We start from the raw sequence: 22843 nt of genomic DNA, 5'->3' as shown, positions 1-22843 counted from the left end.
ATCGCATGCACCGTCGGGAAGCCGGCGGGTCGAGCGGCCGGACGCGTGCTCAGCCGGACCCGTGGTCCTGCCCGACGACCACGAACCGGCCCATCATGCCGTCGTCCTCGTGGCGCATCAGATGGCAGTGGCACATGTACGGGTTCTGCGGGTCGGCGTGGTCGCGGAAGACCACGGCGAGGCGCACCGCGCCCGAGGGCGGCACGGAGACGGTGTCCTTCCAGCCGGCCAGTTCCGGTGGGGGAGGGCCGCCGTTGACGTCGAGGACCTGGAAGGGGTTGTCGTGGACGTGGAAGTTGTGCACCCGGTTGTGGGTGTTCGTCACCGTCCAGACCTCCGGGACGTCGACGGTGGCGGTGACGTCGATCCGCTCCATGTCCATCGGCAGGCCGTTGATCGTGTTGCCGTCGAGTTCGAACGCCCGGTTCACCGCTGCGGCCGTGTGGGCCGGCGGCACCTCGGCCAGCGCCAAGGGTGTTGCCACGCCGGGGTGCAACTGCGCCCAGGGCTGGAGGAGCAGAACCTCGACTTCCTCGCTCTTCGGGGCGCCGAGGGCTTCGCCGCGGTTCTTCCTACCGGGCGTGCTGGTCGGGAGGGAGCGCGGGCGCGCGGTTGGCCGGTCTGCGGGCAGACGACGATCTCGGCCCGTCCTCCGGGGGTGGGTGCGAGGCGGCGCAGCCGGACGGGTGCGGTGAGCAGGCCGCCGTCGGAGCCCACCATCTCGAACTCGCTCTTGCCGTCGAGGCCGAAGCTGTAGACGCGCATCGTCGAGCCGTTGAGGATCCGCAGGCGGATCCGCTCGGTGGCGACCGGTGCCCAGGCCCCGCCGATCCCGTTGACGGTCACGGTGCCGCCGAGCAGTCCGCTGCCTTCGTCGTCACGTTCGTCGAGTATGCCGTCCGGATTGAGGGTCTTGTCCTGCACGATGGGGGGAGGTCGTCGATGCCGTACCCGTGGGGCAGGCCGGGGTCGTCGCTGGTTTCGTCGTCGACGAGAACGAGGCCGGCCAGTCCGCGGTAGGTGTGGACCTGGGTCGATCCGTGCGGGTGAGGGTGGTACCAGAGGGTGGCCGCGGGCTGGGCGACCTTCCAGGAGGGCTCCCACGTCGTTGCCGGGGCGATGGGCTGGTGGGGGCCGCCGTCGAAGCGGGCGGCCACGTGCATGCCGTGCCAGTGGATGGAGGTGGTCTCTGGCAGGTCGTCGGTCACTCGGACGTCCACGGTTTCGCCGGTGCGCACGCGCAGTGTCGGGCCGAGGATGTCCCGGGAGTAGCGGTGGTGCGGCCGGCCACGATGGTGGTGCTGCCGGTGCGTGCTCCCAGGGTGAACCACCGCACGCCGTTCTCGGTACGGGAGTCGGCCGGCGACGGGACGGGCAGGCGCCGGTATCCGGCGGGCCCGTCGGCGTCGGGCGCCGCACTGTCGGTGGCTGTCGGGTCGGGTGGTGTCCTCGGTGATGTGCGGGTGGAGCGGGCAGCCGTCAGCAGCGGCGACGACATGAGAGCGGCCAGCAGCGCCGTGATCGTCGGCAACGAGTCCACCGGCAACGGCCAGTCCGGAATCTTCCTCGCCAACGTCGTGGACAGCAAGGGCAGCGGTGCCATCGACACCGGCGGCACCGTGGTGAGTGGGAACCGCCTGACCGGGAACCGGATCGGCGTCGCCATCCGCCGCCTGCGTAGTCTCGGCGTCGAGCAGAACGAGATCCGGGACGACTGCGGAGGCGTCTTCGTCGTCGGCGACGAAACCGTGCCCCGGGCCGGTTCGCTGCGCGCCACCCGCAACCGGGTCACCGCCGACAACCGGTACTGCGTGCCCTACACCGGGCTTTCGCACATGCAGGGCACCGGCACCCTCCCCACCGGCGCCGACGACGTCTCGGTCACGCAGAACGAGGTCCGCGACAACGTCGGCGACTCACCGATGTCCGGCGGCGTCGTCTTCTTCCACAGTCTGGTCGGCGTTCCCAACACCCGGAACACCGTCGACGGCAATCACGCGTCTGGCAACTCGCCCGCCGACCTCGTCGACCCACGAGGGCGACCCTTCCAACTCCTTCACCCTCAAACACTGCTTGGTCTCCGAACCGGTCTGTCGCTGCTGACCCCACAAGCTTCCCGCGGTGCTCGTCCGAGGTCCGCGGGGCGACCGCAGTCCCACCGGGCGCGAATCCGGTCGGTCCAACGCCGGCGACCTGCCGATCGCCTGGAGACCGGGACGTACCCAGATACCGGATCAGCGATGAGTGGCCCGCGCCGAAGCCGACGGTCGCGATCCGGGCACAGATGTCGACGAGGGCTGGCATGTGTCCTGTGCCAGCAGGTCCTGCAGGTACTGGCCGTATCCGCTCTTCAGCAACGGCTGCGCGAGCAGCCGGAGTCGGGCGTCGTCGATCAGGCCGGCCCGCCAGCAGGCCTCCTCGATGCAGCCGATCTTGAAGCCCTGTCGCTCCTCGATGACCCGGACGAACTCCGATGCCTGCACCATCGAGACGAAGGTCCCGGTGTCCAGCCAGGCCGTGCCGCGGTCGAGCTTCGTCACCTGAAGCGCACCCGCCTCCAGATAGGCGTCATTGACCGCAGTGATCTCCAACTCGCCCCGGGCGCTGGGTCGCAGGCCGCGCGCGATCTCGACCACGTGGTTGTCGTAGAAGTACAGTCCCGGCACCGCATACCGGGATTTCGGCACGGCCGGCTTCTCCTCGATGGACAGCACCCAGCCGTCGGCGTCGAACTCGACGACGCCGTACGCCGTCGGGTCGGCCACCGGGTAGGCGAAGACCAGCGCGCCCTTGGGGTCGGTGTGCTGTGCCAGCCGGGTGTCGAGGCCGCTGCCGTGGAAGATGTTGTCGCCGAGGATCAGCGCGACCGACTCGTCCCCGATGAAACCCGCGCCCAGCACGAACGCCTGCGCGATGCCCTCCGGTCGTTTCTGCACTGCATACTCCAGCCGCAGGCCGAGCTGCGAGCCGTCGCCGAGCAGCCGGCGGAACTGGGGCTGGTCCTCCGCCGTGGTGATGATCAGGATCTCGTCGATGCCTGCCATCACCAGGGTGGAGAGCGGGTAATAGACCATCGGCTTGTCGAACACCGGGAGGAGTTGTTTGGAGACCGCCCGGGTCAGGGGCCACAGCCGGGAGCCTGTGCCGCCGGCCAGCAGAATTCCACGCATGCGCACCAGAATAGCGGAACTTCCGGCAGGCGGTCCGGACCCGCCGCCGGGATGTCCTCCTTTGCCGGATGCCTTCGGGCGTAACGTATCTGCAGAGTGGCGACGGGTTCTTTCCGGGCAGCGACAATGCCGAACAGTGAGCGACGAGGTTCCCTCCAGGCTGCGCGGCCGATCGTTGCGAACCGACTCGATCCCGCTGCGGACACGGCGGCGAGCAGCGAGCGAACGCCTTGGCGGTAGCGGGTGCGGGGTGGTCGCGGCCGACGGTTGGGGAATTTATCCGAGCGTCTTGCCGGTCAATAGAGCGGCAGATCCATCAATCACAGTCGGGTGTGCCGATCCTATGGCGCGACCCGGCCCGCCGGACGTCGGGGAATTTGGGGCAGCGCAGCGGTTCCGGACTATTTAATGAAGCCCATATGCCGCATGCACCCATCGTGCTCGCAATCGTTGACACGGCATGAATCCAAAACATCGGCCCAGGATGCCGCTGCCGCTCCCGGGTTCGTTCGTGGATCCACCGGCGGATCCCGTGTACAGCGCAGGGAAGCGACCCTCCGTGTGCGTTTGCACGAGCACCGTCGGTGGCGTCGGGTCCGGCCACCTGGGCCGCAATGGTGAGTCGACTGCCTTGCCGTCCTGCTCGCGATCTCCGGTCGGCTTCGTAGGTGCCCTGTGGAAGTTGGCGAGCGACCTCACCGCCCGGCTGGATGGGCACCACCTGTACGGCTCCGTCCGGCTCGACGGTCGGAGGGTGCCGTTCAAGGGCGACCGCGGCAACGTTCGCGCGTGGCTGCGTCTCCGCGACCACTGGTGTGGCCTCGGCCTGGTGCTGCGCAGCGGCCGCGTCCCCGGCATCGGCGGTAGTGCCGCGATCACCAAGGGAACGCGGACCGCCCAGCCGCTGAAGGCCGTCGGCACCGACCGGGACACGGTCGGGCGGATCCAGGACCGCAAAGACCGAGATCTGCGCTGCGTCAGCAGCCTCCGCTCGGAGTTCGGCCGCGAGCCGCGCCTCTCCGTCGCCGACGGCGAGGCCGCCACCGCCGCCCGGTACCGCGGCAATGGCGCCCGTCGGTTGTCGCTCAAGGCTTCGGAGGCCCTCGCATGACCCGCTGGCTGGTCACCGGCGCCGGCGGCATGCTCGGCCGCAACCTGCAGGACGTCCTGGCTCAGGCCGGCGAGCAGGTCACCGCCCTCGACCGCGCCGCGCTCGACATCACCGATCAGAAGGCCGTCCACGCCGCCGTTCAGGGCCACAACGTGGTCGTCAACTGTGCCGCCTGGACCGACGTCGACGGCGCCGAGTCCGCCGAGGCCGCCGCCACCGCCGTCAACGGCACCGGAGTGCGTCACCTCGCCCGCGCCTGCAGCAGGGCCGGCGCCCGGTTGCTCCAGGTCTCCACCGACTACGTCCTGCCGGGCCGCACCGACCGGCCCTGCCCCGAGTCCGCGCCCACCGGCCCGGTCAACGCCTACGGCCGGGCCAAGCTCGCCGGTGAGCAGGCCGTCCTGGAGCTGCTCCCCGACACCGGGTACGTCGTCCGCACCGCTTGGCTCTACGGCGAGCACGGCCCCAACTTCGTCTCCACCGTGCTGAAGCTCGCCGCCGTTCGGGACACCCTCGACGTCGTCGACGACCAGCATGGCCAGCCCACCTGGTCCCACGACCTCGCGCGGCAGCTGCACACCCTCGGCCGGCGTGCGAGCGCGCCGGCCGGCATCTACCACGGCACCGCCGCCGGCCGCACCACCTGGTACGGCCTGGCCCGCGCCGCGTACCGGCTGGCCGGCCTCGACCCCGAACGCGTCCGCCCCACCTCCTCGACCGCCTTCCCCAGGCCCGCCGCTCGCCCGGCCTACAGCGTGCTCGGCCACGGCCGCTGGGCCGACGCCGGACTCGCCCCACTACCCGCCTGGGAGGACTCGTTGGCCGAGGCCCTGCAGCGGCCCGCCTTCCGCGCCCTCACCGCCATCCGTGAACTCCGACCACCCGTCAGCGCCGCTGTGCAGCCCTGCCTGCAGCCGGACGCCCGCTCCGGGCGCACACCTGTGGGATCGGAACCTGCACGTTGACCCAAGAGCCGCCCTGCAGCGATCTCCGAGGTCGCTGCAGGGTCGGGCGTTAAGGGTTCGCAGAGAATCAACATGTTGATTCTCTGCGGGCCCTTAGACCTTGTCCTACGTGGTGACCTTCGCCAGTCGTTTGCGGCCCGTGATGACGGCGGCAAGGTCGCAAAAGGCCAGGTAGGGCAGGTGGTCGCGCTCGTAGCGGCGAGCGGTGCGGCGGTAGCCGGTAAGCCAGGCCACGGTTCGCTCGATCACCCAGCGGTGGCGGCCCAACGTCTGGCTCGACTCGGCCGGCGGTCAGGGGCGGCGCGGGTCGACATGCTCGTGTGCTTGAATGTCATGCCGGTCGTCGACATGGCTGCATGTGGCAACGCAATGCTCTCCTCCACCCCGGCGTACGAGGCCCGACGTGTCCCGCTACGAGATCCTCATGCCCTACTACGGCGACGCCCCACTCATGCAGGACGCGGTGCGCAGCGTCCTCGCCCAGAGCGGGACCGACTGGCGGCTCACCGTCGTCGACGACGGCCGCGAGAGCGGTGTACCCGAGTGGTTCGAGGCCCTTTCCGACCCACGGGTGCGATACCACCGCAACGAGCGCAACCTCGGCGTCACCGGCAACTTCAACCGCTGCGTCTCCCTGGCCGAGTACGAGTACCTGGTGCTCATGGGCTGCGACGACCTGATGCACCCGAACTACCTGGAGACGGTCCGGTCCGCCGTCGAACGCGAGCCGAAAGCCGCGATGATCCAGCCCGGCGTCGAGGTCATCGGCACCGACGGCCGACCGTACGGCACACTCGTCGACCGCGCCAAGCGGAAGATCTACGCGCCCAAGGGACCGGGCCGCGGGCTGTTCGGCGGCGAGGACCTCGCGGTCAGCCTGCTGCGTGGCAACTGGCTGTACTTCCCGTCGATCTGCTGGCGCACCGAGGCCGTCAAGCGGTTCGGGTTCCGCACCGACCTCGCCGTGATCCAGGACCTCGCACTGGTCGTCGACCTGCTCGTTGCAGGGGAGTCGCTGGCCACCAGCCCCGAGGTCTGCTTCAGCTACCGTCGGCACGCCGGAAGCGAGTCGTCCGTCAAGGCATACACCGGCAGCCGCTTCGACGAGGCCAAGCGCTTCTTCAAGGAGACCGCCTGCCGGCTCGACGCCCACGGCTGGCACCGCGCCGCCAAGGTTTCGCGCCTCCATCTCTCCTCCCGGCTGCACGCCGTCACCATGCTGCCCGGGGCCGCCCGGCAGGCCGGTCGCCACGGTGTATCCGCCATGCTGAAGCACGCGGCGCGCTGACCGGGGCCGACGCCCACACCGGGACGATCACTCGGCGGATGCACGGCCGGGCCGGATTCACCCCCCTTCGACACGGCACCCTCTTCGTCCGAACCGCAGAGGGGCACCACGGATCACGGGCCGGTGCCGTCCTGGTGACGGACCCGCGTGCCCTGCGAGTCATCAGCGAGACGCCCGAGCGTGGACGAGGGCTTCAGGAGAGGGGAGGAGGCGTGTCCTGCCGTTGCACGGCGTGCGGTCGCCCTGACGGCGGCCCTGGGGGGTCGAGCGTGACGGTGTGCCCGGGGCCGACGACGATTCGGCCGGCGCCGCGGGGCGCGACGGCGTGACGAGCGATGACGGCTCCGCGGGTGGTGGAGATCGCCAGGTGGGGTTCGTCCGGACGCCAGCTCACTTCGGCTCCGGCGCCGACGATGCGCTGGGCCATTTTCCGCCGGGCACTACTCGAATCTCCCCTAGAGGCTGTCAAGAAGCTCCACTGCTCGCTCTGGGGTGCACCTGTGAGCGAACGGAGCCTGATCAGGACTTTGCTGCCGGCGATCGTCATGGGGAGTAGCGAGCTGGCTGATCATCGCGGCTGTCGTCATCTGGATGATCTGACCGACCGCCAGGGGGCGCTTCGATGTATGACCGGCACGGGCTCGCCCGGAGCCGACCCATTCCGACACGTTCTTCGGCCTGAGTGACGTGGTCGGAATCCCTCCCGTCCCGGTGCCCTCACCGATCGGCCGGGATCCATCGGCACGGCGAAGCCCGGGCCGTGGGGCGGACCGAGACTCGTCACGGTCCGGCTGATCGTTGATCTGCCGCACCGGGCCCACAGGCCGTCCGCGGGCACGGCGTCGCGGCGCACCATGAGGGCGGTGCGCAGCCCCGCGCCCTGGATCCACGCGGCTCCGCCGGGCCGGCCCCCGGTGTCGCGGAAGGACGTGCCGGTGCGTGCCCAGCCACGGGTCGGTACGAGCGAGTACTCCTCGACCCGCTCGTCCAGGGCCTCGTCCGGCTCGTCCCCGTCGAGCACTCCGTGGGCTGATGGCCGCGCGTCACGGCGCGGGCCGCATGTGGTCCGGCCCGGAGAAGTCCACCCCCCGCGAAGCCGTGGATGTCGGCTCCCGTGCGGCTGGATTCTCCGGGCCGCGCGAGCGCACCGCCGGGCGTGTCTCCCCCGGGCCGGCTGCGCCCGTGCATCGGTGCGGTGCTCGTACGCCGGAGCGGGTACGGGCCGGGGTGGACGGCGGCTTCAGCCCGGACCGTGACCCGTCCGGGCGTCCGGCGGTTGGACCCGGTATGACGATCTCCCCACTGCCCTGGCTGCCGCTCCCGGCCACCTTCGACCAGGTCGCCCGGGTGGTGGGGCGGGGCTTCGAGCAGGGCGCGCGGGCCGCCGCCGGCGAGGACCTCGCGGCCATGCACCGCGCCGCCGCGGCCGGTGCCCGGGCCGCCGCCTGGGTGCGGCGGCTCGCCGGACGGCAGGCCGCCGCCGCGCACGGCCGGGCACTGGAGCAGACCGCCCGGGCACTCGCCCGGGCCAGCAGCCAGGACGTCGTCCGCGGCGAGGGCCGGCTCGACGAGCAGGAGTACCGCACCCTCGCCGGCACCGCGGTCCTCGGCGCCGGCAACACGGGCGGCCCGCCCGACCTGCACCCGGGGGAGCGGACCGCGCTGCTCGCCGCCTGCGCGCTGACGGTCGCGATGCCCGCCACCGCACCCGACCGCCGCTCCGCGGAACTCCCCCTGCTCGCCGACGAGCTGACCGGGACCGTCGCCTCGGGCGAACGGGCCGGCGCGGCCCGGGCCGCCCGCCGGGCCGCCGCGGACGGCGGCCGGCTCGCACTCGGCGCGGACGACCACGACCCCCGGGCCCGGCGGGCCCACCGGGGCATCACCGAGCGGGCCTTCTACGTCTTCGAACTGGACCTCGCGCACCAGGGCGGCCACGACGAGGACGCCCGCCGCCGGGCGCTCGCCACCGCCCTGGCACCGGTCGGCCGCGGCGCGGCGGCGGCCGCCCTGCTGCGGGTCGCCGACGACCCGGCCCTCGGCCTGGACGGCGACCAGCGCCACCACCTCACCCGCCTCGCCGCCGACCTCGACCCCCGCACCACCCGCGACCTGACCGGCCGCACCCCCGCCTGAAGGACCCGCACCTGAAGGTCCCGCACCTGAAGGACAGCCCGTCAGCCGGTGGCCTCGACGTGGCTCGGCCGGCCGTAGCGCAGCACCGTGCGGCCGAGCCGCTCCGCCTCCGCGCGGTGCATCAACTCCCTTCTCCCGTCCGGGTGGTGCACCACGCAGGAGTGCCACGGGGTGGTCCACGGGTCGGCCGCGTCGAGCAGCCGCAGGCCGAACTTCTCGGCGCCGGCCCGCTGCGGATGGATCGAGAGCCGGACGGCGCGCGGATGGTGCTCCTCGATCAGGGCGCCCCAGGCACGGCTGCGCCGGACGACCTCGTACGCGCGGCGCCGGCACTCCCGCTGCAGGGCGGAGCGGGTGCCGGTGAAGCCGACGGTGTCGTCGAGCAGGAAGCGGGTGATGCCGCGGTACAGCGCCAGGGTGTCCGGATCGCTGCGCACCTCGGCCCGCAGCTCCTCCAGCGCCGGGGCGTACCGGTCGTCGACCAGGGCGCGCTTGGCGTCGTACGGCAGGTCGCCGAGGACGTCGCGCAGGTCGAAGAGGGAGAGCCGGCGCAGCCCCTCGCGGCGGACGGTGGCGGCGAGTTCGTCGGCGTACTCGTCGATGTGCGCGTCCGGCACCCCGACGAGGTCGCCGAAGACGTGGCCGTCCGAGCAGATCACCAGTCGGGCGCCCGGCGGGTGGACCCGGGCGACCTCGGCGCAGAGCCCGTCCAGGAAGGCGAGGGAGAGCCGTTCGCCCTCGTCGGGCAGGTGGCCGAGCACCTTCGTCGGGCTGGGCGACTTGCAGGGGAAGCCCGGCAGGGTGAGGACGACCGGCTCCCCGGCGGCCACGAAGCCGGCGATCCGCCGCAGTTGGGCCGGGAAGGCGGCGGCGGGCAGGTCGGGGGCGCCGTCGCAGGAGCGCCGGTGCGGGAGCAGCAGCTCCAGGACGGCGGTGCTGGTGCGCTCGACCGCGGTCGGGAGCGGGGGACGGGGCTGTCCGGGGCGCGGCGGTGCGGTGAGGGTGCCGGCGGGCGGCATGCGGGACTCCGGGGTGTGGTCGGGGTGTGGTCGGGTCGCGGCGGGCGGTCCGGTCGTCGTGCGGCCGGGATCAGAGCCGGCGGTCGTACGCCACCGGGAGGCGGTCGACGCCGCGGGCGAGGACGGCGGGGATCCACTCGACGGCGTCGAGGTCGCCGGCCGGGCGCAGGCCCGGCAGCCGGGCGAGCAGGGTGCCGAGGGCGATCTGCAGCTCGGCCCGGGCGAGCGCGGCGCCGGGGCAGAAGTGCGCGCCGTGGCCGAAGGCCAGGTGGGCGTTGGGTGTGCGGCCGAGGTCGAGCGTGTCGGCGTCCGGGAACTGCGAGCCGTCGCGTCCGGCGGCCGCCAGCGAGACGATCACCGAGTCGCCGGCCGGGACGCGGGTGCCGTGCAGGTCGCTGTCCTCGGCGAAGAAGCGCCAGGTGGTGAGCTCGAACGCGCCGTCGTGGCGCAGCAGTTCCTCGACGGCCCGGGGCAGCAGCGCGGGTTCCGCCCGCAGCCGGTCCAGTTGGCCGGGGTGGCGGAAGAGCGTCATCAGCATGGTGGAGATCTGGTTGGTGACCGGTTCCTGGCCGGCGACGAGGAGTTGGAAGACCATCGAGTCCAGCTCCTCGCGGGTCAGCGCGCCGTCGTCGTGCGCGGCGACCAGCCGGGCCAGCAGATCCCCGTCGGCGGGCGCGGTCCGCTTCGCCGAGACCACCTCGGCGATGTACCCCTGGAGCGCCCGCAACCGGGCCTCGTACGCGGGCCGGGCCGGGTCCTCGGGGCCGACCGGCTGGACGACCTTGCCCCAGTCCCGGTCGAAGCGGTCCGCCAGCTCGTCGGGCAGCCCGATCACCTCGGCGAGCACCAGGAACGGGAAGCGGGCGGCGAACCCGGCGACCAGGTCGGCGCCGCCGGTGGCCGGCAGTGCGTCCACCAGCCGGTCGGCGAACTGCTGGAACCGCGGCCGGAGTCCGGCCACCCGGCGGAGCGCGAAGGCGTCGCCGAGCAGGGCGCGCATCGCGGTGTGCCGGGGGGCGTCCTGGTGCAGCAGGTGGACCTGCAGCTGCGAGTGCTGCGGCTCGGGCATGATCGAGGCACGCCGGCGCCAGGCCGCGTTGCCGAGGGCGTGGTTCTTGCCCAGCCGGGGATCGGTGAGGGCGTCCCGGGCGGCCGCGTAGCCGGTGACCAGCCAGGCGGCGACACCGCTCGGGAAGCGGACCCGGTGCACCGGCCCGGCCTCCCGCAGCCGGCGGTAGAGCGGGTACGGGTCGCGCTTGTACGCCCGGCCGGACAGCGGCACCGGGTCGGGCAGCGGCACCGGGTCGGGCGACGGTACCGGCTCGGGCAGCGGCAGAGGCTCGGACGGGGCGTCACCGGCGAACGGGCAGACGGGCTCGGGTACGGGCATGGCGGAACTCCTCCGGAGGTGGCGGACGGTCAGGACGTGGATCGCCCGGGGACGGCGAGCAGGACGACCGCCGCCCCGGCGCAGGCCGCGGCCGCGGCCAGTCCGGTGCGCGGGCTCCCGGCAGCGGCGCCGGCGGTGGCCAGGGCCGGGCCGAGGGCGAACCCGAGGCTGCGGGCGAGTTGGACGGTGGAGCCGGCGGCACCCATCCGCCCGGGCGGGGCGGCGGCGAGTGCCAGGGCCTGCACCGGCCCGCCGTACAGCCCCATGCCGCAGCCGGCGAGGGCGAGCCGCCAGGCGGTGTCCTGCGGGGTGCCGTCGGCGCCGAGCAGGAGCAGCAGTCCGGCGGTGGTGACGGCCGCGCCGGTACGGGCCGTCCGCCGGGTGCCGAGGCGGTCGGCGATCCGCCCGCCGGCCCGGCCGGCCAGCGCCATCGCGAGCGGGAAGCAGAGCAGGGTCAGGCCGGTGGCGGTGGCGCTGGCGGCGGTGTCCCGCTGGAGGCGCAGCGCGGTGAGGTACTGCATGGCGGCGACACCGGCCGCCAGGGCCGCCACCGCGCCGTGCACCGGGGCCAGCAGCGCGGCCGTCGCCCGTCCGGCCGGGCGGCGCAGCCACACGGCCGCGGGGACGACCGCCGCGGCGGCCGGTGGCAGCAGCGTCCACCGGCCGGGGACGAGGGTGAGGGCGAGCAGCACCGCCGCGACCGCGCCGCCGACCAGCGCCGCGTCGGCGAGCGCCGTCCGGTCCGGCGGGTGCAGCGGGCCGTCCCAGGGCGGGCCCTGCGGCGTGGTGCGCCGCACCGTCCACAGCGCGGCGAGGCAGACCGGCACGGCCAGCGGCAGGACGGCCCGCCAGCCCGCCGTGTCCAGCAGCGGGCCGCCGAGCGCCGGCCCGGTGACCGCGCCGAGCGGGCCGAGGGTGGCCGGCACGCTCAACGCCCGGGCCCGCAGCGCGGGTCGGACGGCCCGGGCCGCGAGCACCGGCATCAGGACGAACACCAGCGCGCCGAACACCCCCTGGACGGCCCGCGCGGCGATCAGCCAGCCCGCCGCCGGAGCGAGCGCGGACGCGGCGCCGCCCAGCGCGTACCCGCCCGCGGCCAGGTGCACGGCGGCCCGCAGCCCGACCCCGTCCAGCCACCGGCCGGCCGGCAGCAGCAGGGCCACCAGCGGGAGCTGGTAGCCGAGCGCGGCCCACTGGGCGGTGCTCTGGGCGACCCCCAGGCCGTCCGCGACGGAGGGCAGCGCCAGGTTGACGGCGTTCATGTCCAGCAGGGCGGTGAACGACAGCAGCCCGGCGACGGCGACCAAGCCCCAGCGGTCCTGCTGCGGCGGCGCCGGGTCGGCCGTCCGGGTCATTTCGGGTCCTTCCGCGGTGGGTCGGACGCCGCCGGCCGGCGGCGCCCGACCCACCAGTCGGACGCGGACCGCGGGAGGTTCCCGAACACCTGAGGGAATCCGGCGGTCCGCGTCCGGGCCCGGATCAGCCCCGGCCCGGATCAGCCCGGCACCGGCACCGCCCCGACCGCCGCCGCGGAGCGGTCCGCGGCCTCCGCCTCCCGCAGCAGCGCCACCAGTTGCTCCCGGGCCCGGGCGACCCGGGAGCGCACCGTGCCGATCGGGCAGGCCGCGACCTCGGCCGCCTCGGCGTAACTCATCCCGACGACCTGGGTCAGCACGAACGCCTCGCGGCGCTGCGCCGGCACCCGGGCGAGCAGGTCGCCGAGCGCTATCCCGTCCTCGAACCCGCCCGTGGCGGACGGCCGGTGGCGGTCCACCGCCTCCTCCCAGTCCGGCAGGTCGGCGTGCTGCGGGCGGACCGCGGCACTGCGGTAGCGGTCGATCACCGTCCGCCGGGCGATCGACAGCAGCCAGGTGCGGGCCGAGGAACGGCCGGCGAACCCGGGCAGGCTGCGCAGCGCCCGCAGGAAGGTCTCCTGGGCCAGGTCGTCGGCCGCGTCCGGGTCGGTGAGATGGGCGACGAACCGCCACACGTCGCGCTGGGTCGCCCGGACGAACGCCTCCACGTCCTCGGCCCGCCCGTGCCGGGCGGCCAGCGCCAGTTCGGTCAGCAGGGCGTCATCCACGGCGCACCGCCCGCCGGCCGAGGTCTCCCGGTGCGGACGGCGCTACCGCCGGGGCGGTGCCGTGGTGGAGCATGGGCGGATGACCTGTGCCGACCACCGCGCGGCGATCTCCGCGCAGCTCGACGGCGAAGCGCCCGCGGACGGCCGCGGGGCGCACTGTGCCGACTGTGCCGAGTGGCTGGCCGCCGCCCGGCGGCTCCAGGCCCTGACGCGGGCCGCCGAGGGCCCGTCGCCGGAGTGGACGGGGCGGCTGCTGGGCAGCCTGGGCCTCGGCCCGGCGGCAGCGGGGGAGGCGGAGGGTACGGACGGGACGTCCCATGGTGGTTCCTGACGGCAGGAGGCATCCGCGGCGCCGCCCGCAGGGGGCGCCGACCTGGCACCGGCCGGGCACCGCCCGCCCGCGTCCCCCGGGCACGCCCGGACGCCGGACGGCGGCCGCACGCAGGACGGCCGCCCGGCCGGTCCGAGGGGGTACCCGGGGTCAGGACGGGAAGGGCGGTGCACCGGCCCGGCCGCTGCACCGCCGCAGGGGCGGGAGGGGCAGCGGCGACCGGCCCGCTGCGGTGCCGGTCCCCGGCGGGCAGCGGGCTGTTCAGACAGCCGGTACCGGGTGCGGCGGCCCGCGCCGGCCCACCGCGTGCGCCAGTGCGGGCTGCCGCGGACGGCGTACCCGACGCACCGCCGGACGGACCGCCCGCGGCGGCTCCTGCCGGAACGGCGCCAGCAGCAGCACCACCGGCGCGAACACCTCGGCCAGCGTCCGGACGGCCGCCACCACGGCGGCCAGCGCCGCCTCGCCGCGCCACAGCAGCAGCGAACAGGCGAGCGCCGCCACCAGGTGCGCGGCGACCATCCCCGGCGACATGCCGTGCAGCAGCGCCGCCCCGCCCGCACCGGCGCCCCCGCCCGCGTGGCCGTGCAGGCCGTGCGCGTGCCCGGCCGCGGCACCGAGCGCGGCCGGGTCCAGGCCGGCCGCCCGCGCCAACTCCACCGGATCGACCCCGTCCGGGGCCTCGCCGTGCACGCACAGCAGCAGCCGGACGAGGTCGGCGGAGGGCGCGGCCGGCCGCGCCGCGGTCTGTTCGAAGACCAGGTGCAGGGCGGCCTGGGCGGCCGTCATCCAGCCGGCGATCGCCGTGATGCCGCGCCGCCGCCCGGCCAGCAGCCAGGTCCCGGCCGCCGTGCCGGCCGCAGCGGCGCCGAGCACCGGCACCGGGACGGGCTGCCCGGAGACGGCGGCGTGCCCCAGCGCGGCCAGCGCCACGCACACCGTGGCGAAGACCGCGACACGCAGGAGGCGGAACTGACAGAGGATCACGACCGGGCCATCCTCGCACCAACCGGACCGCTGCGCCGAACCGCCCCCGTCGGCCGGTAGCCTGCCGCGATGAAGGTCCACCTGCTCTGGCACATCGCCCACCACAACGAGGCGGGCGAGGACGGGGTCACCCTGCACCTCGACGGCGACGTCCCGTACCTCGACGAACAGGACGGCGACGACGCCAAGCTGCTCGGCGTCTACTCGACCGAGGCCCTGGCCGACGAACGGATCCACCGGGCCCGCCTGCTGCCCGGCTTCGCCGAGGAGCCGGACTGCTTCCACATCGGCGAGTACACGCTCGACCGGGACGAATGGGCCGAGGGCTTCGTCCGGCTCACGGCGGCCGGGACGGAACCGGCAGGGGGTGAACCGGCAGGGGGGTGAACCGGCCGGGAGCGGTGAGGCCCGGCCCGGGTCGCCCGGACAACCGGTGGGCCCGCCCCGGCGGCTCTGCCACGATCGGTCGCATGGGAGTGCTGGACGGGGTGGCGGGCCGGGTCGCCGGCGGGGCGACGGTGGAGTTCCGGCCGAGCGGCTCGTCGATGGTGCCGCTGATCCGCAGCAGGCAGCCGGTGGTCGTCGCCCCGGTCGACCCGTCGGCGCTGCAGGTCGGCGACATCGTGCTGGCCCGGGTCGCCGGGACGGTGTACCTGCACCTGGTGTCGGCCCTGGACCCGGCCCGCCGGCGGGTGCAGATCAGCAACAACCGCGGCCGGGTGAACGGCTGGACGGGGTACGAGCGGGTCTTCGGCGTCTGCCTGTCGGTCGACGGCGTGCCCCGGCCCGGCGCCGCCGGGCGGGTGCGCGGCTGAGCGGTGCGTCCCCCGGGACGCCCGGGCCGCCGGGGAGGCGGGACTCCCGGCACGGCCGCGGTGGGCCCTTGGGCCCTACCGGGTACACCCGGGGCGGCGCACGCTCGGAGTACCGACGGCACCCGCGGCAAGGAGTGATCCATCATGATCAGCCCGGCCCTCACCCGTGACGAGCTGCGCGCCCTGGCCGCCGCCGGCGGCGCCGCACCCTCCCTGCACAACAGCCAGCCGTGGCGGTTCCGGCCCAGCGCCGACCTGCGCCGCCTGGAGGTGTACGCGGACTACCGGCGGGCGGTCCCGGTCACCGACCCCGACGGCCGGGCGCTGCACATCTCGATCGGTGCCGCCCTGTTCAACCTGCGGGTCGCCGCCGTCCACTTCGGCCGTGCACCCGTGCTGCGGCTGCAGCCCGGCCACCTCGGCCGGCAGCCGATCGCCGAACTCGACCTCGCCGAGGGGCGGCAGGCCGGCCCGGAGCCCTTCGGCCGCGACCTCTACCCGGCGGTGTTCCTCCGCCACTCCAGCCGCGAGCCGTTCGCCAACCGGGACGTGCCCGAGGCGGTGCTCGGCGAACTCCTCGACGCGGCCCGCACCGAGGGCACGGCCATGACCGCGCTGGAGGAGGCCGAGGTGCGGCGGGTGCTGGACCTGACCGCGGAGGCGGAGGCCCGGATCGCCGCCGACGTCGCCCGGCAGACCGAGACCCGTACCTGGCTGCGGCCCGAGGCCCCGGCCGTGGACGGCATCCCGGCCGCCGCCCTCGGCCCGCAGGACCACGACGCCCGGGTGCCGATGCGCAGCTTCACCGGCCGCCCGCCCGCACCCGCGGTCCTCGCCCCGCCGCCCACCCGCCGGTTCGAGGCCCTGCCGCAGCTGGCCACCCTGACCACCCACGGGGACCGCGCGGCCGACTGGCTGCGGGCCGGTCAGGCGATGGAACGCGTCTGGCTGCTCGCCACCCTGCACGGACTGCGGGTCTCCGTCCTGCACCAGGCCGTCGAGTGGCCGGACACCCGGCGGCTGCTCCGCGACCCCGAGCAGGGCCCCGGCCACGTCCAGCTGGTGCTGCGCTTCGGCTACGGTCCGCCCGGCGCGACCACCCCGCGCCGCCCGGTCGACGAGATCCTCGACCTGCCCGGCGCCCCCGACGCCGCGCAGGGAATGTGAAAGATCTGCGGGCGAACGGTGGCCGCCGTCGGCGCCTGATCCGACGCGACACCAGGTCCGCTGCTGAGAAATTCCTCTGACGATGCGTCGAATTCCCGGGAGCCGCCGCCCGGAGGTGCGGCACCCGCCCCGGGAATTCACCGTGCCGACGCCCCGGTAAGGTCCTCTCGAACAAATCCGCGGTGTGCCCCGGCGCGCCGCGGAGCGACGTCTCAAGGGCCTGGGAACACCCGCATGAGCGAGCCTGATTTCCGCGTGCGTCCGGACGCACTGCACCGGTACGCGGCACTGGTGGAACAGCAGAACGCACGGCTGGCGGCCGCGCGGGACGCGCTCGCCGGGGTGGAGGTGCCGGCCGGTGCGTTCGGCCACCTGCCCGATTCGGAGGAACTGCGCGACGGCTACCACGAGCACGCGCAGGCCGAGCAGGACAACCTCGCCGACCTCATGGACGTCCTGGCCCACGTGACCGCAGGGCTGGAGGCCAACGCGGCCGACTACCGCGACGGCGAGGACGAGGTCGGCCGCGGCGTCGGCGGTGGCGACCGATGACCACCGCCGCCGAGGTCGCGGGCGCCTACAAGTGGACCCGTGACTGGATGAAGGAGCCGCTGCTGCCGCTCCCCGAGATCCACAACCCCGCCCAGGGCGCGGTCGCCGAGCCGCTCCTCGAAGGCGCCACCGGGCTGACCGGCTCGCCCACCGCACCGATCGGCGACGCCCTCAACAGCGACACCGACATCGACGCGGTCGCCCGCGACCTGGACGGCCGCCCCGCGGCCCCCGCCTACCGGGTGCCCCGGAGCCGGATCGAGGAGGCGTTCGGCTGATGGCCCCGGCGAACCCGGCATTCGACCGGGCCTACGAGGAACGTCTGCACCGCTGGTCGCAGCTGCCGTTGCGGTGGTTGCAGCCCGGTGAACCGCTGTACGGCGTCGTCGACCTCGGCCTCGACCGGTACGTCCGCCGCGGGCTGCCCGCGCGGCACCGGACGGCCGTCCGACCGCCGCAGGAACCGGCCGGGCGGCGGCGCGGCTGCCTGTCGGCCGTCCTGCTGCTGCCGCTGCAACTCCTCGACCTGGAGGGCATGGTCGAGGCGGTCGGCGAGTCCACCGTGCGCGGTGTGCGGCGGGCGTTCCACGGGCGCCCGTTCTCCGGCGGCTGGGGCAGCGCGGCCGGCCGCTTCGTGATCGCCGTGCGGACGGGGCCCAGCACCCACCGCCGGTTCCGGCACGGCCGCACCCTGCTGGCCGTCACCGACCGGCGGGTCCTGCTGGTCGACCACGACCACGGCGAACTGATGGCCGCCTTCGGGCGCCGGGAGCTCGCCCGCACCGGCACCGTCCGCAGCCGCCAGCCCGAACGCGTCGACCTCGTGTTCGCCGACGGCTCCCGCATCGCCGTCACCGCCCGCTCCCGCACCCACGCCCGGGCCGTCCGCACCCTCCTCGACGGCCCCGGCCCGCACTAGGTCACCCCAAGAGTCATGGATGCACGACCAGGGGCGTGCGCCCGCCTCCTCACGAGGGTGCGAGCAGGTGGCGCAGGGAGCGGTTGTGGCGGCGCAGCCAGGCGCGGTAGGCGGGGTTGACGCTGGCGAGGTCCAGGTAGGCGCGCCGCAGGTCGGTCCAGAGCCCGTCGAGGGCGGGGCCGCCGATGGCTCCGGGGCGCCAGGTGAGCAGCAGCCGGACGGCGAAGGGGTCGCCGTGCACCGGCCGCAGCACGGTGCCGGGGCCGGGCGGCGAGGTGGGCTGGCACGGGCGGACGGCCTCGCCGGAGGCGACGAGTTCGGCGGCGGTGGCGTTGTCCCGGACCTGGACGACCCGCGGGTCGAGTCCGGCCTCGGCGAAGACCCGCCGCAGCGCGGCGTACTCGTGGTCGGCGGTGGGGTCGACCATCCAGGTGTCCCCGGCCAGGTCGGCGAGTCTGACGACCGGCCGGGAGGCCGCCGGGTGGCCCTCGGCGAGGGCGACGAACTGCGGTTCGCGGGCCATCAGGACGCGCTGTTCGGTGCCGGGCGGCACCCGCAGCGGGAAGCCCTCGCTCTCGTGCACGAAGGCGATGTCGAGCTGTTCGGCGGCGACCAGTTGCAGCAGGGCGATCGCCGAGATGTCGATGTGGATGGTGGTGTCGGTGTCCGGGAGCCGGTCGTGGACGCGGCGCAGCCAGGCGGCGACCGCGCGGCTGCCGACGCTGCCGATCCGCAGTCTCCGGCGGCCCGGCCCGGCGGCCTCCTCGCGGGCGGCGGCGACCAGGGCGTCCATCTCGCTGATCACGGGTCTGGCTCTGGAGAGCACCGAGTGGCCGAGCGCGGTGGGGCGGCTGCCGGTCTGTTCGCGGGTGAACAGCCGTCCGCCGATGGTCCGTTCGATGCGGTGCAGCTGGGTGGTGAGGGACGGCTGGGTCATGCCGAGCCGGCGGGCGGCCTTCCGGACGCTGCCGGTGTCCGCGATCGCGCACAGCACCCGCAGGTGTCGGACGTCGAGCTCCACGACGGGAGCATAACCAGGCATCCGCATTCCGCCAAGTGCATGTCAAGAAATGCTCACGGGACGTCAAAGCACTTCCGGGACGGGGGTATTGCCCCGGGCTATCGCCGGTTGGCATCTCCGCGGCCCGCCCGCGCTGCCCCAAGCTCGGTGCATCAACCGTCACCGTGTCCCGACGGGCCTCCCCACGGCCCCCGGGACCCGCGAATGGAGTCCCCCACATGAACCGCTCCATGACCGTGCTCGCCGCTGCCCTCGGCCTGGCCCTCGCGTCCGGCGCCGCCGCGGCACCCGTCTCGGCGGCCCCCGTCCAGCAGGGCGTCCAGGGCTACACCTCGTCCGCGGGCTACGCCGGCACGGCCGCCGAGGAGGCCGGCAACAAGGCGTTCTACCAGGCCGTGATGAAGTCCGCACTGGCCAAGCAGGCCGCCCACCCCTACCTGAAGGCCGTCGTCGTCACCTACGACGCCAGCCGGGCGCCGTCCTTCGCGGGCGTCATCTCGCAGAGCGCCCAGATCTGGAACGGCTCGGTGAGCAACGTCCAGCTGCGCTCCGGCAGCAACGCCGACTTCCGCTACTACGAGGGCAACGACTCCCGCGGCTCCTACGCCAGCACCGACGGCCACGGCAGCGGCTACATCTTCCTCGACTACGCGCAGAACCGGCAGTACAGCTCGCTGCGCGTCACCGCGCACGAGACCGGCCACGTGCTCGGCCTGCCCGACCACTACTCCGGCCCGTGCAGCGAGCTGATGTCCGGCGGCGGCCCCGGCACCTCCTGCACCAACCCCTACCCGAACTCCACCGAGAAGCGGAAGGTCAACTCCCTCTGGGCGAACGGCTTCGCCGCGGCCGGCTGACACCGGCACCGGACGCCGGCGGCCCGGCCCCCGGAAGTAGGGGGCCGGGCCGCCGGGCGTGCGCTCAGTGCCGCCCGCCCAGGGTGAACAGCAGGATCACGAAGCCCGCGAACAGGTGGGTGCCCGCGATGTAGATCGAGGCGCGGATCAACATCGCCCTGCGCTTGGTCTTCTCGTCGCGGACGGCCTCGCTCACGGCAGCTCCCGGTGTCGGCCCCCGGCGTGTCCGGGGCCCCTCCATTGTGCACGGCCGGGCGGCGGCCCCGCGGCGCCGGTCAGGGCGCCGAGCCGAAGTCCTGCGTCCACCACGGGCCGCCCTCGCCCAGGTGGACACCGACGCCCAGGTCGGTGAAGCCGCAGTTCAGGATGTTCGCCCTGTGGCCGGGGCTGTCCATCCAGCTCTTCATCACGTCCGCCGCGTCGCGCTGGCCGCGGGCGATGTTCTCGCCCCAGCTGCTCCACTTGTAGCCCGCCGCGTCGATCCGCGGCTGCGGGCCCTTGCCGTCCGGGTTGGTGTGGTCGAAGAAGTTCCGCGCGGCCATGTCGTCGGAGTGCCGCTGCGCGGCGAGCTCCAACTTGTCGTCGGACTTCACCGGGGTGCAGCCGACCTTGCTGCGCTCCTGGTTGACCAGTTGGACGACCTGCTGCTTGATGCTGAGCGTGCTCGGGTCGGGACTCGGGCTCTTGCTGCGGCTGGCCGTCGGGGTCGGCTTCGGGCTCGGGGTGCGGCTCGGCGTCGGGCTGGGCGAGGGCGTCGGGGTCGGCGAGGCGCTCGGGCTCGGCGAGGCGCTCGGCGAGGACGCGGAGGGGGACGGCTGCTGGCTGAAGACCTCCGCCTGCACCTGCGCCGGCGCGGCCGGCGGCTCCGCGGTGACCCGGGGGGCCGTACCGGGTAGGGCCACGGCCACGATCGCCGCGGTGGCGGCGGTCACCGCGACCGTGCCGCCGACCGCGAGCGGCATCCGCGGCCGGGCGCTGCTGGCCCCGCGGTGCGCGCCGCGGCCGCCGCTGCCCCGCCGGTGCGAGCGCGGCAGCGACCGGCCGTGCGGGGCGGGGTCGGGGGAGGACGCCGGCGCCGGGGAGGCCGTCGCGGGGGAGAGGTAGGCGCCCAGCGCCCCGAGGTCGCCCGCCGAGACCGGCACCATGGCCAGGCCGGCCAGCAGCCCCTCGGCGGGGAAGAGCCCGCTCCAGTGGCGCGAGCAGACCGCGCACTCGCGGGCGTGCCGGGCGATCCGCTTGCGCCACAGTGCGCTCGGCACGCCGTCCCAGCGGGCGGTCAGCTCGAAGAGCGGCCCGCACCGGTCGGCCACCGCCAGCGCCCGGACGACCACCCGGGCGGTCTCCAGCTGGCCCTTCATCCGCTGCACCCGCACCGCGGCGTGCTGCGGCGGCAGCTCCAGCGCACCGGCCAGCTCGGCGCGGGTCAGCTCGCCGGCCGCCTCCAGCCACCACAGGGCGAGCAGCTCGCGGTCCGCCTCGTCGAGCCAGCGGGTCGCCTCGGCGACCTCGCGGCGCTGCCCGGAGAGGCCGAGCCGGACGATGGTGAGGTCCACGAAGTCCGCGCCCGGGTCGGCGACGTCGTAGGCGTCGCCGAGGCCGTCACCCGCGTAGGCGGTCTGCATGCGCTCGTGGTGCCGGCGGCGGATCTGGTTCATCGCGATCGCGACCAGCCAGGAGCGGAACCCTGCCGGGTCGCGCAGGCCGTGCAGGCCGTCCATGGCCCGCAGCAGGGTCTCCTGGACGACGTCGTCGGTGTCGGAGTGCCCGCCGAGCGCCCGGCCGACGATGTTGTAGAGCAGAGGCAGGTGCCCGCTGATCAGTTCGTCCGTGGCGTACTGGTCGCCGGCCCGGGCCTGCACGACCAGCAGTGCTGCGCGGTCACTGTCCATGGCGTGGTCCACCTTCTCGGTCGGGCCGCGGTGCGGCCCCGTGCTGTGCTGCTGTCGTAGTGGGAGATCGTCCGCCGCGCTCCGGATAACGGAAAATCACACCGGATTTCCGTTCGGCTCTCCGGATGCCCGTGCGGAGGGACGGTAGCCCACCGCCCGGAGAGGCCGGCACCCGCGCGGACGGGCCTCCACCGGGTCGGGACCGGGCCGCCGCGGCCCGCCGAAAACTCGCTCGCGCGGAGGAGGGGGTCTCGGCCACCCTGGCGCGATGGTGGATTCCCTGGTGAGTACGGCTGCGGCGGGTGCCGCGGCGGGTCTGGGCGTGGCGATGCCTCTCGGCGCAGTCGGCGTTCTGCTGCTGCAGGAGGGCGGCCGCGGCCTGCGCCAGGGAGCCGCCGCCGCGACCGCGGTGGCGCTGGTGGACTTCGTGTACGCCGCGGTCGCGGTGCTCGTCGGCCCGCGGCTGGTCGGACTGATCGGCGGCGGCGAGGCCTGGGTGCGGGCGGTGGCCGCCGCGGTGCTGGCCGCGATCGCCGTCCGCGGCCTGCTCTCGCTGCGCGGCGGCGGAGCCCCCGGGGCGCCGGCCGCAGCCGCGGAGCCCGGGCCCGCCCGCCGTTCCTTCGCCCGCTTCGCGCTGCTCACCCTGGTCAACCCGACCACCGCGCTCTACTTCACCGCGCTGACCGCGGCCCGGGGCGCGGCGGCCGCCGGGGCGACCGTGGCCGTGGTGTTCGCCGTCGCCGTGTTCGCGGCCTCGCTGGTCTGGCAGCAGTTGCTGGCCGCGGCCGGAGCCTTCGCCGGCACCCGGCTCACCGTACGGACCAGGCGCGTCACGTACGCGCTCGGTTACGGACTGGTGCTCTGCTTCGCCGTCCGGCTCGCCTGGCCGGCGGGCTGACGGAGGGCCCCTGCGGGGCCGGTGTGGCCGCCGCCACACGAGCGGCCCGGTGGCAGGCCGGCACGGTCGGCGCTCTGTGGCCCACCGGTTCACAGGGTGTCGACGATGTGGTCCGGTTCACGGACGGTTTGCGGTGGTGCGGGTCACATCGGGGGGCGGGTGGTGGTGGTCGGGCCCGTGAAATGGGGGTCGGCTGGGGGTGGATACCGGTGGTAACCGGGCGCTGAGCTGCGGCTTCGTGGTCG

The 22843-nt window shown here is 74.6% G+C and carries 26 protein-coding genes and 1 pseudogene; 13 read left to right on the top strand and 14 right to left on the bottom strand.

The genetic code is table 11. The features are described from left to right. Positions 1–49: 49 nt before the first annotated feature. From AB0442_RS34780 to rfbA, 5 genes are all read right to left on the bottom strand, one after another. Entirely contained in the window at positions 50–430 is a 381-nt protein-coding gene (locus AB0442_RS34780) for a multicopper oxidase domain-containing protein (RefSeq protein ID WP_366167574.1), read from the bottom strand. After that, positions 427–924, bottom strand: a complete 498-nt coding sequence (locus AB0442_RS34775; protein ID WP_366167573.1) for a hypothetical protein — start codon at positions 922–924, stop codon at positions 427–429. Before AB0442_RS34775 ends, AB0442_RS34780 begins: the two co-directional genes overlap by 4 nt. Then, complete coding sequence (locus AB0442_RS34770; RefSeq protein ID WP_366167572.1) at positions 843–1220, bottom strand: multicopper oxidase domain-containing protein; 378 nt, start codon at positions 1218–1220, stop codon at positions 843–845. The genes AB0442_RS34775 and AB0442_RS34770 overlap by 82 nt, the downstream gene beginning before the upstream one ends. Continuing rightward, positions 1205–1666 (bottom strand): hypothetical protein, encoded by a 462-nt coding sequence (locus AB0442_RS34765; protein ID WP_366167571.1) that lies wholly within the window; start codon positions 1664–1666, stop codon positions 1205–1207. Before AB0442_RS34765 ends, AB0442_RS34770 begins: the two co-directional genes overlap by 16 nt. Positions 1667–2234: 568 nt before the next feature. Then, entirely contained in the window at positions 2235–3170 is a 936-nt protein-coding gene (gene rfbA / locus AB0442_RS34760; RefSeq protein WP_366167583.1) for a glucose-1-phosphate thymidylyltransferase RfbA, read from the bottom strand. Between the two features lie 682 nt (positions 3171–3852). Here rfbA and AB0442_RS34755 point away from each other — a divergent pair. Both AB0442_RS34755 and rfbD read left to right on the top strand, forming a co-directional pair. Next, positions 3853–4281 (top strand): hypothetical protein, encoded by a 429-nt coding sequence (locus AB0442_RS34755; protein WP_366167570.1) that lies wholly within the window; start codon positions 3853–3855, stop codon positions 4279–4281. Continuing rightward, positions 4278–5246, top strand: coding sequence for a dTDP-4-dehydrorhamnose reductase (rfbD, locus tag AB0442_RS34750; protein WP_366167569.1), 969 nt, complete (start codon positions 4278–4280; stop codon positions 5244–5246). The genes AB0442_RS34755 and rfbD overlap by 4 nt, the downstream gene beginning before the upstream one ends. A 105-nt stretch (positions 5247–5351) precedes the next feature. Here rfbD and AB0442_RS34745 read toward each other — a convergent pair. Further along, positions 5352–5528, bottom strand: a pseudogene (locus tag AB0442_RS34745) (IS5/IS1182 family transposase); the annotation flags it as partial. Positions 5529–5649: 121 nt separating this feature from the next. Between AB0442_RS34745 and AB0442_RS34740 the strand changes: the two are divergent. Beyond that, positions 5650–6534, top strand: a complete 885-nt coding sequence (locus AB0442_RS34740) for a glycosyltransferase family A protein (protein WP_366167568.1) — start codon at positions 5650–5652, stop codon at positions 6532–6534. A 1287-nt stretch (positions 6535–7821) separates the two neighbouring features. After that, complete coding sequence (locus AB0442_RS34735; protein WP_366167567.1) at positions 7822–8670, top strand: hypothetical protein; 849 nt, start codon at positions 7822–7824, stop codon at positions 8668–8670. Positions 8671–8711: 41 nt separating this feature from the next. Here the strand turns inward: AB0442_RS34735 and AB0442_RS34730 are convergent, their stop codons facing one another. From AB0442_RS34730 to AB0442_RS34715, 4 genes are all read right to left on the bottom strand, one after another. After that, positions 8712–9689 (bottom strand): isocyanide synthase family protein, encoded by a 978-nt coding sequence (locus AB0442_RS34730; protein WP_366167566.1) that lies wholly within the window; start codon positions 9687–9689, stop codon positions 8712–8714. A gap of 70 nt (positions 9690–9759) precedes the next feature. Next, entirely contained in the window at positions 9760–11079 is a 1320-nt protein-coding gene (locus AB0442_RS34725; RefSeq protein WP_366167565.1) for a cytochrome P450, read from the bottom strand. 29 nt (positions 11080–11108) lie between these two features. Then, positions 11109–12434: an MFS transporter gene (locus AB0442_RS34720; RefSeq protein ID WP_366167564.1), complete on the bottom strand. Its 1326-nt coding sequence runs from the start codon at positions 12432–12434 to the stop codon at positions 11109–11111. 140 nt (positions 12435–12574) lie between these two features. Beyond that, complete coding sequence (locus AB0442_RS34715; protein ID WP_366167563.1) at positions 12575–13162, bottom strand: sigma-70 family RNA polymerase sigma factor; 588 nt, start codon at positions 13160–13162, stop codon at positions 12575–12577. Between the two features lie 79 nt (positions 13163–13241). Between AB0442_RS34715 and AB0442_RS34710 the strand changes: the two genes are divergently transcribed. Continuing rightward, positions 13242–13493 carry a hypothetical protein gene (locus tag AB0442_RS34710; protein WP_363550033.1) on the top strand — a complete coding sequence of 84 codons (252 nt, stop codon included), beginning with the start codon at positions 13242–13244 and terminating at the stop codon, positions 13491–13493. 261 nt (positions 13494–13754) lie between these two features. On the opposite strand, the gene AB0442_RS34705 is transcribed toward AB0442_RS34710, so the two are convergent. Beyond that, entirely contained in the window at positions 13755–14480 is a 726-nt protein-coding gene (locus AB0442_RS34705) for a hypothetical protein (RefSeq protein WP_366167562.1), read from the bottom strand. Between the two features lie 69 nt (positions 14481–14549). On the opposite strand from AB0442_RS34705, the gene AB0442_RS34700 reads away from it, so the two are divergent. The 6 genes from AB0442_RS34700 (at position 14550) to AB0442_RS34675 (ending at position 17933) form a co-directional block, all read left to right on the top strand. Then, entirely contained in the window at positions 14550–14867 is a 318-nt protein-coding gene (locus tag AB0442_RS34700) for a hypothetical protein (protein WP_366167560.1), read from the top strand. A gap of 83 nt (positions 14868–14950) precedes the next feature. Beyond that, positions 14951–15295 (top strand): S26 family signal peptidase, encoded by a 345-nt coding sequence (locus AB0442_RS34695; RefSeq protein ID WP_366167559.1) that lies wholly within the window; start codon positions 14951–14953, stop codon positions 15293–15295. A 144-nt stretch (positions 15296–15439) separates the two neighbouring features. Next, complete coding sequence (locus AB0442_RS34690; protein ID WP_366167558.1) at positions 15440–16462, top strand: nitroreductase family protein; 1023 nt, start codon at positions 15440–15442, stop codon at positions 16460–16462. 234 nt (positions 16463–16696) lie between these two features. Beyond that, positions 16697–17014 carry a hypothetical protein gene (locus AB0442_RS34685; protein ID WP_366167557.1) on the top strand — a complete coding sequence of 106 codons (318 nt, stop codon included), beginning with the start codon at positions 16697–16699 and terminating at the stop codon, positions 17012–17014. Next, complete coding sequence (locus tag AB0442_RS34680) at positions 17011–17292, top strand: hypothetical protein (protein ID WP_366167556.1); 282 nt, start codon at positions 17011–17013, stop codon at positions 17290–17292. Before AB0442_RS34685 ends, AB0442_RS34680 begins: the two co-directional genes overlap by 4 nt. Next, positions 17292–17933 carry a hypothetical protein gene (locus AB0442_RS34675; protein WP_366167555.1) on the top strand — a complete coding sequence of 214 codons (642 nt, stop codon included), beginning with the start codon at positions 17292–17294 and terminating at the stop codon, positions 17931–17933. The genes AB0442_RS34680 and AB0442_RS34675 overlap by 1 nt, the downstream gene beginning before the upstream one ends. A 49-nt stretch (positions 17934–17982) precedes the next feature. Here the strand turns inward: AB0442_RS34675 and AB0442_RS34670 are convergent, their stop codons facing one another. Beyond that, a complete protein-coding gene (locus AB0442_RS34670; protein WP_366167554.1) occupies positions 17983–18981 on the bottom strand; it encodes a LysR family transcriptional regulator in 999 nt (332 codons plus the stop codon). Positions 18982–19172: 191 nt separating this feature from the next. Between AB0442_RS34670 and snpA the strand changes: the two genes are divergently transcribed. Then, entirely contained in the window at positions 19173–19811 is a 639-nt protein-coding gene (gene snpA / locus AB0442_RS34665; RefSeq protein ID WP_366167553.1) for a snapalysin, read from the top strand. A gap of 64 nt (positions 19812–19875) precedes the next feature. Here snpA and AB0442_RS34660 read toward each other — a convergent pair whose 3' ends face one another. Next, positions 19876–20007, bottom strand: a complete 132-nt coding sequence (locus AB0442_RS34660; RefSeq protein WP_344628058.1) for a DUF6126 family protein — start codon at positions 20005–20007, stop codon at positions 19876–19878. Positions 20008–20086: 79 nt separating this feature from the next. Continuing rightward, entirely contained in the window at positions 20087–21700 is a 1614-nt protein-coding gene (locus tag AB0442_RS34655; protein ID WP_366167552.1) for a sigma-70 family RNA polymerase sigma factor, read from the bottom strand. Between the two features lie 268 nt (positions 21701–21968). Here AB0442_RS34655 and AB0442_RS34650 point away from each other — a divergent pair, with 268 nt between their 5' ends. Continuing rightward, positions 21969–22598: a LysE family transporter gene (locus AB0442_RS34650; protein ID WP_366167551.1), complete on the top strand. Its 630-nt coding sequence runs from the start codon at positions 21969–21971 to the stop codon at positions 22596–22598. The last annotated feature ends 245 nt before the right edge of the window (positions 22599–22843 follow it).

The organism is Kitasatospora sp. NPDC085895, from assembly GCF_040702125.1.
Taxonomy (GTDB): domain Bacteria; phylum Actinomycetota; class Actinomycetes; order Streptomycetales; family Streptomycetaceae; genus Kitasatospora; species Kitasatospora arboriphila.
This window is presented reverse-complemented; position numbering and strand designations above follow the sequence as displayed.

Bases quoted from the DNA above. Each gene is read 5' to 3' on its own strand.
- AB0442_RS34765 (WP_366167571.1), bottom strand. From the start codon at position 1,666: ATGGCGACGCCGATCCGGTTCCCGGTCAGGCGGTTCCCACTCACCACG.
- rfbA (WP_366167583.1), bottom strand. From the start codon at position 3,170: ATGCGTGGAATTCTGCTGGCCGGCGGCACAGGCTCCCGGCTGTGGCCC.
- rfbD (WP_366167569.1), top strand. From the start codon at position 4,278: ATGACCCGCTGGCTGGTCACCGGCGCCGGCGGCATGCTCGGCCGCAAC.
- AB0442_RS34735 (WP_366167567.1), top strand. From the start codon at position 7,822: ATGACGATCTCCCCACTGCCCTGGCTGCCGCTCCCGGCCACCTTCGAC.
- AB0442_RS34730 (WP_366167566.1), bottom strand. From the start codon at position 9,689: ATGCCGCCCGCCGGCACCCTCACCGCACCGCCGCGCCCCGGACAGCCC.
- AB0442_RS34725 (WP_366167565.1), bottom strand. From the start codon at position 11,079: ATGCCCGTACCCGAGCCCGTCTGCCCGTTCGCCGGTGACGCCCCGTCC.
- AB0442_RS34720 (WP_366167564.1), bottom strand. From the start codon at position 12,434: ATGACCCGGACGGCCGACCCGGCGCCGCCGCAGCAGGACCGCTGGGGC.
- AB0442_RS34710 (WP_363550033.1), top strand. From the start codon at position 13,242: ATGACCTGTGCCGACCACCGCGCGGCGATCTCCGCGCAGCTCGACGGC.
- AB0442_RS34700 (WP_366167560.1), top strand. From the start codon at position 14,550: ATGAAGGTCCACCTGCTCTGGCACATCGCCCACCACAACGAGGCGGGC.
- AB0442_RS34695 (WP_366167559.1), top strand. From the start codon at position 14,951: ATGGGAGTGCTGGACGGGGTGGCGGGCCGGGTCGCCGGCGGGGCGACG.
- AB0442_RS34690 (WP_366167558.1), top strand. From the start codon at position 15,440: ATGATCAGCCCGGCCCTCACCCGTGACGAGCTGCGCGCCCTGGCCGCC.
- AB0442_RS34685 (WP_366167557.1), top strand. From the start codon at position 16,697: ATGAGCGAGCCTGATTTCCGCGTGCGTCCGGACGCACTGCACCGGTAC.
- AB0442_RS34680 (WP_366167556.1), top strand. From the start codon at position 17,011: ATGACCACCGCCGCCGAGGTCGCGGGCGCCTACAAGTGGACCCGTGAC.
- AB0442_RS34675 (WP_366167555.1), top strand. From the start codon at position 17,292: ATGGCCCCGGCGAACCCGGCATTCGACCGGGCCTACGAGGAACGTCTG.
- AB0442_RS34670 (WP_366167554.1), bottom strand. From the start codon at position 18,981: ATGCGGATGCCTGGTTATGCTCCCGTCGTGGAGCTCGACGTCCGACAC.
- snpA (WP_366167553.1), top strand. From the start codon at position 19,173: ATGAACCGCTCCATGACCGTGCTCGCCGCTGCCCTCGGCCTGGCCCTC.
- AB0442_RS34655 (WP_366167552.1), bottom strand. From the start codon at position 21,700: ATGGACAGTGACCGCGCAGCACTGCTGGTCGTGCAGGCCCGGGCCGGC.
- AB0442_RS34650 (WP_366167551.1), top strand. From the start codon at position 21,969: ATGGTGGATTCCCTGGTGAGTACGGCTGCGGCGGGTGCCGCGGCGGGT.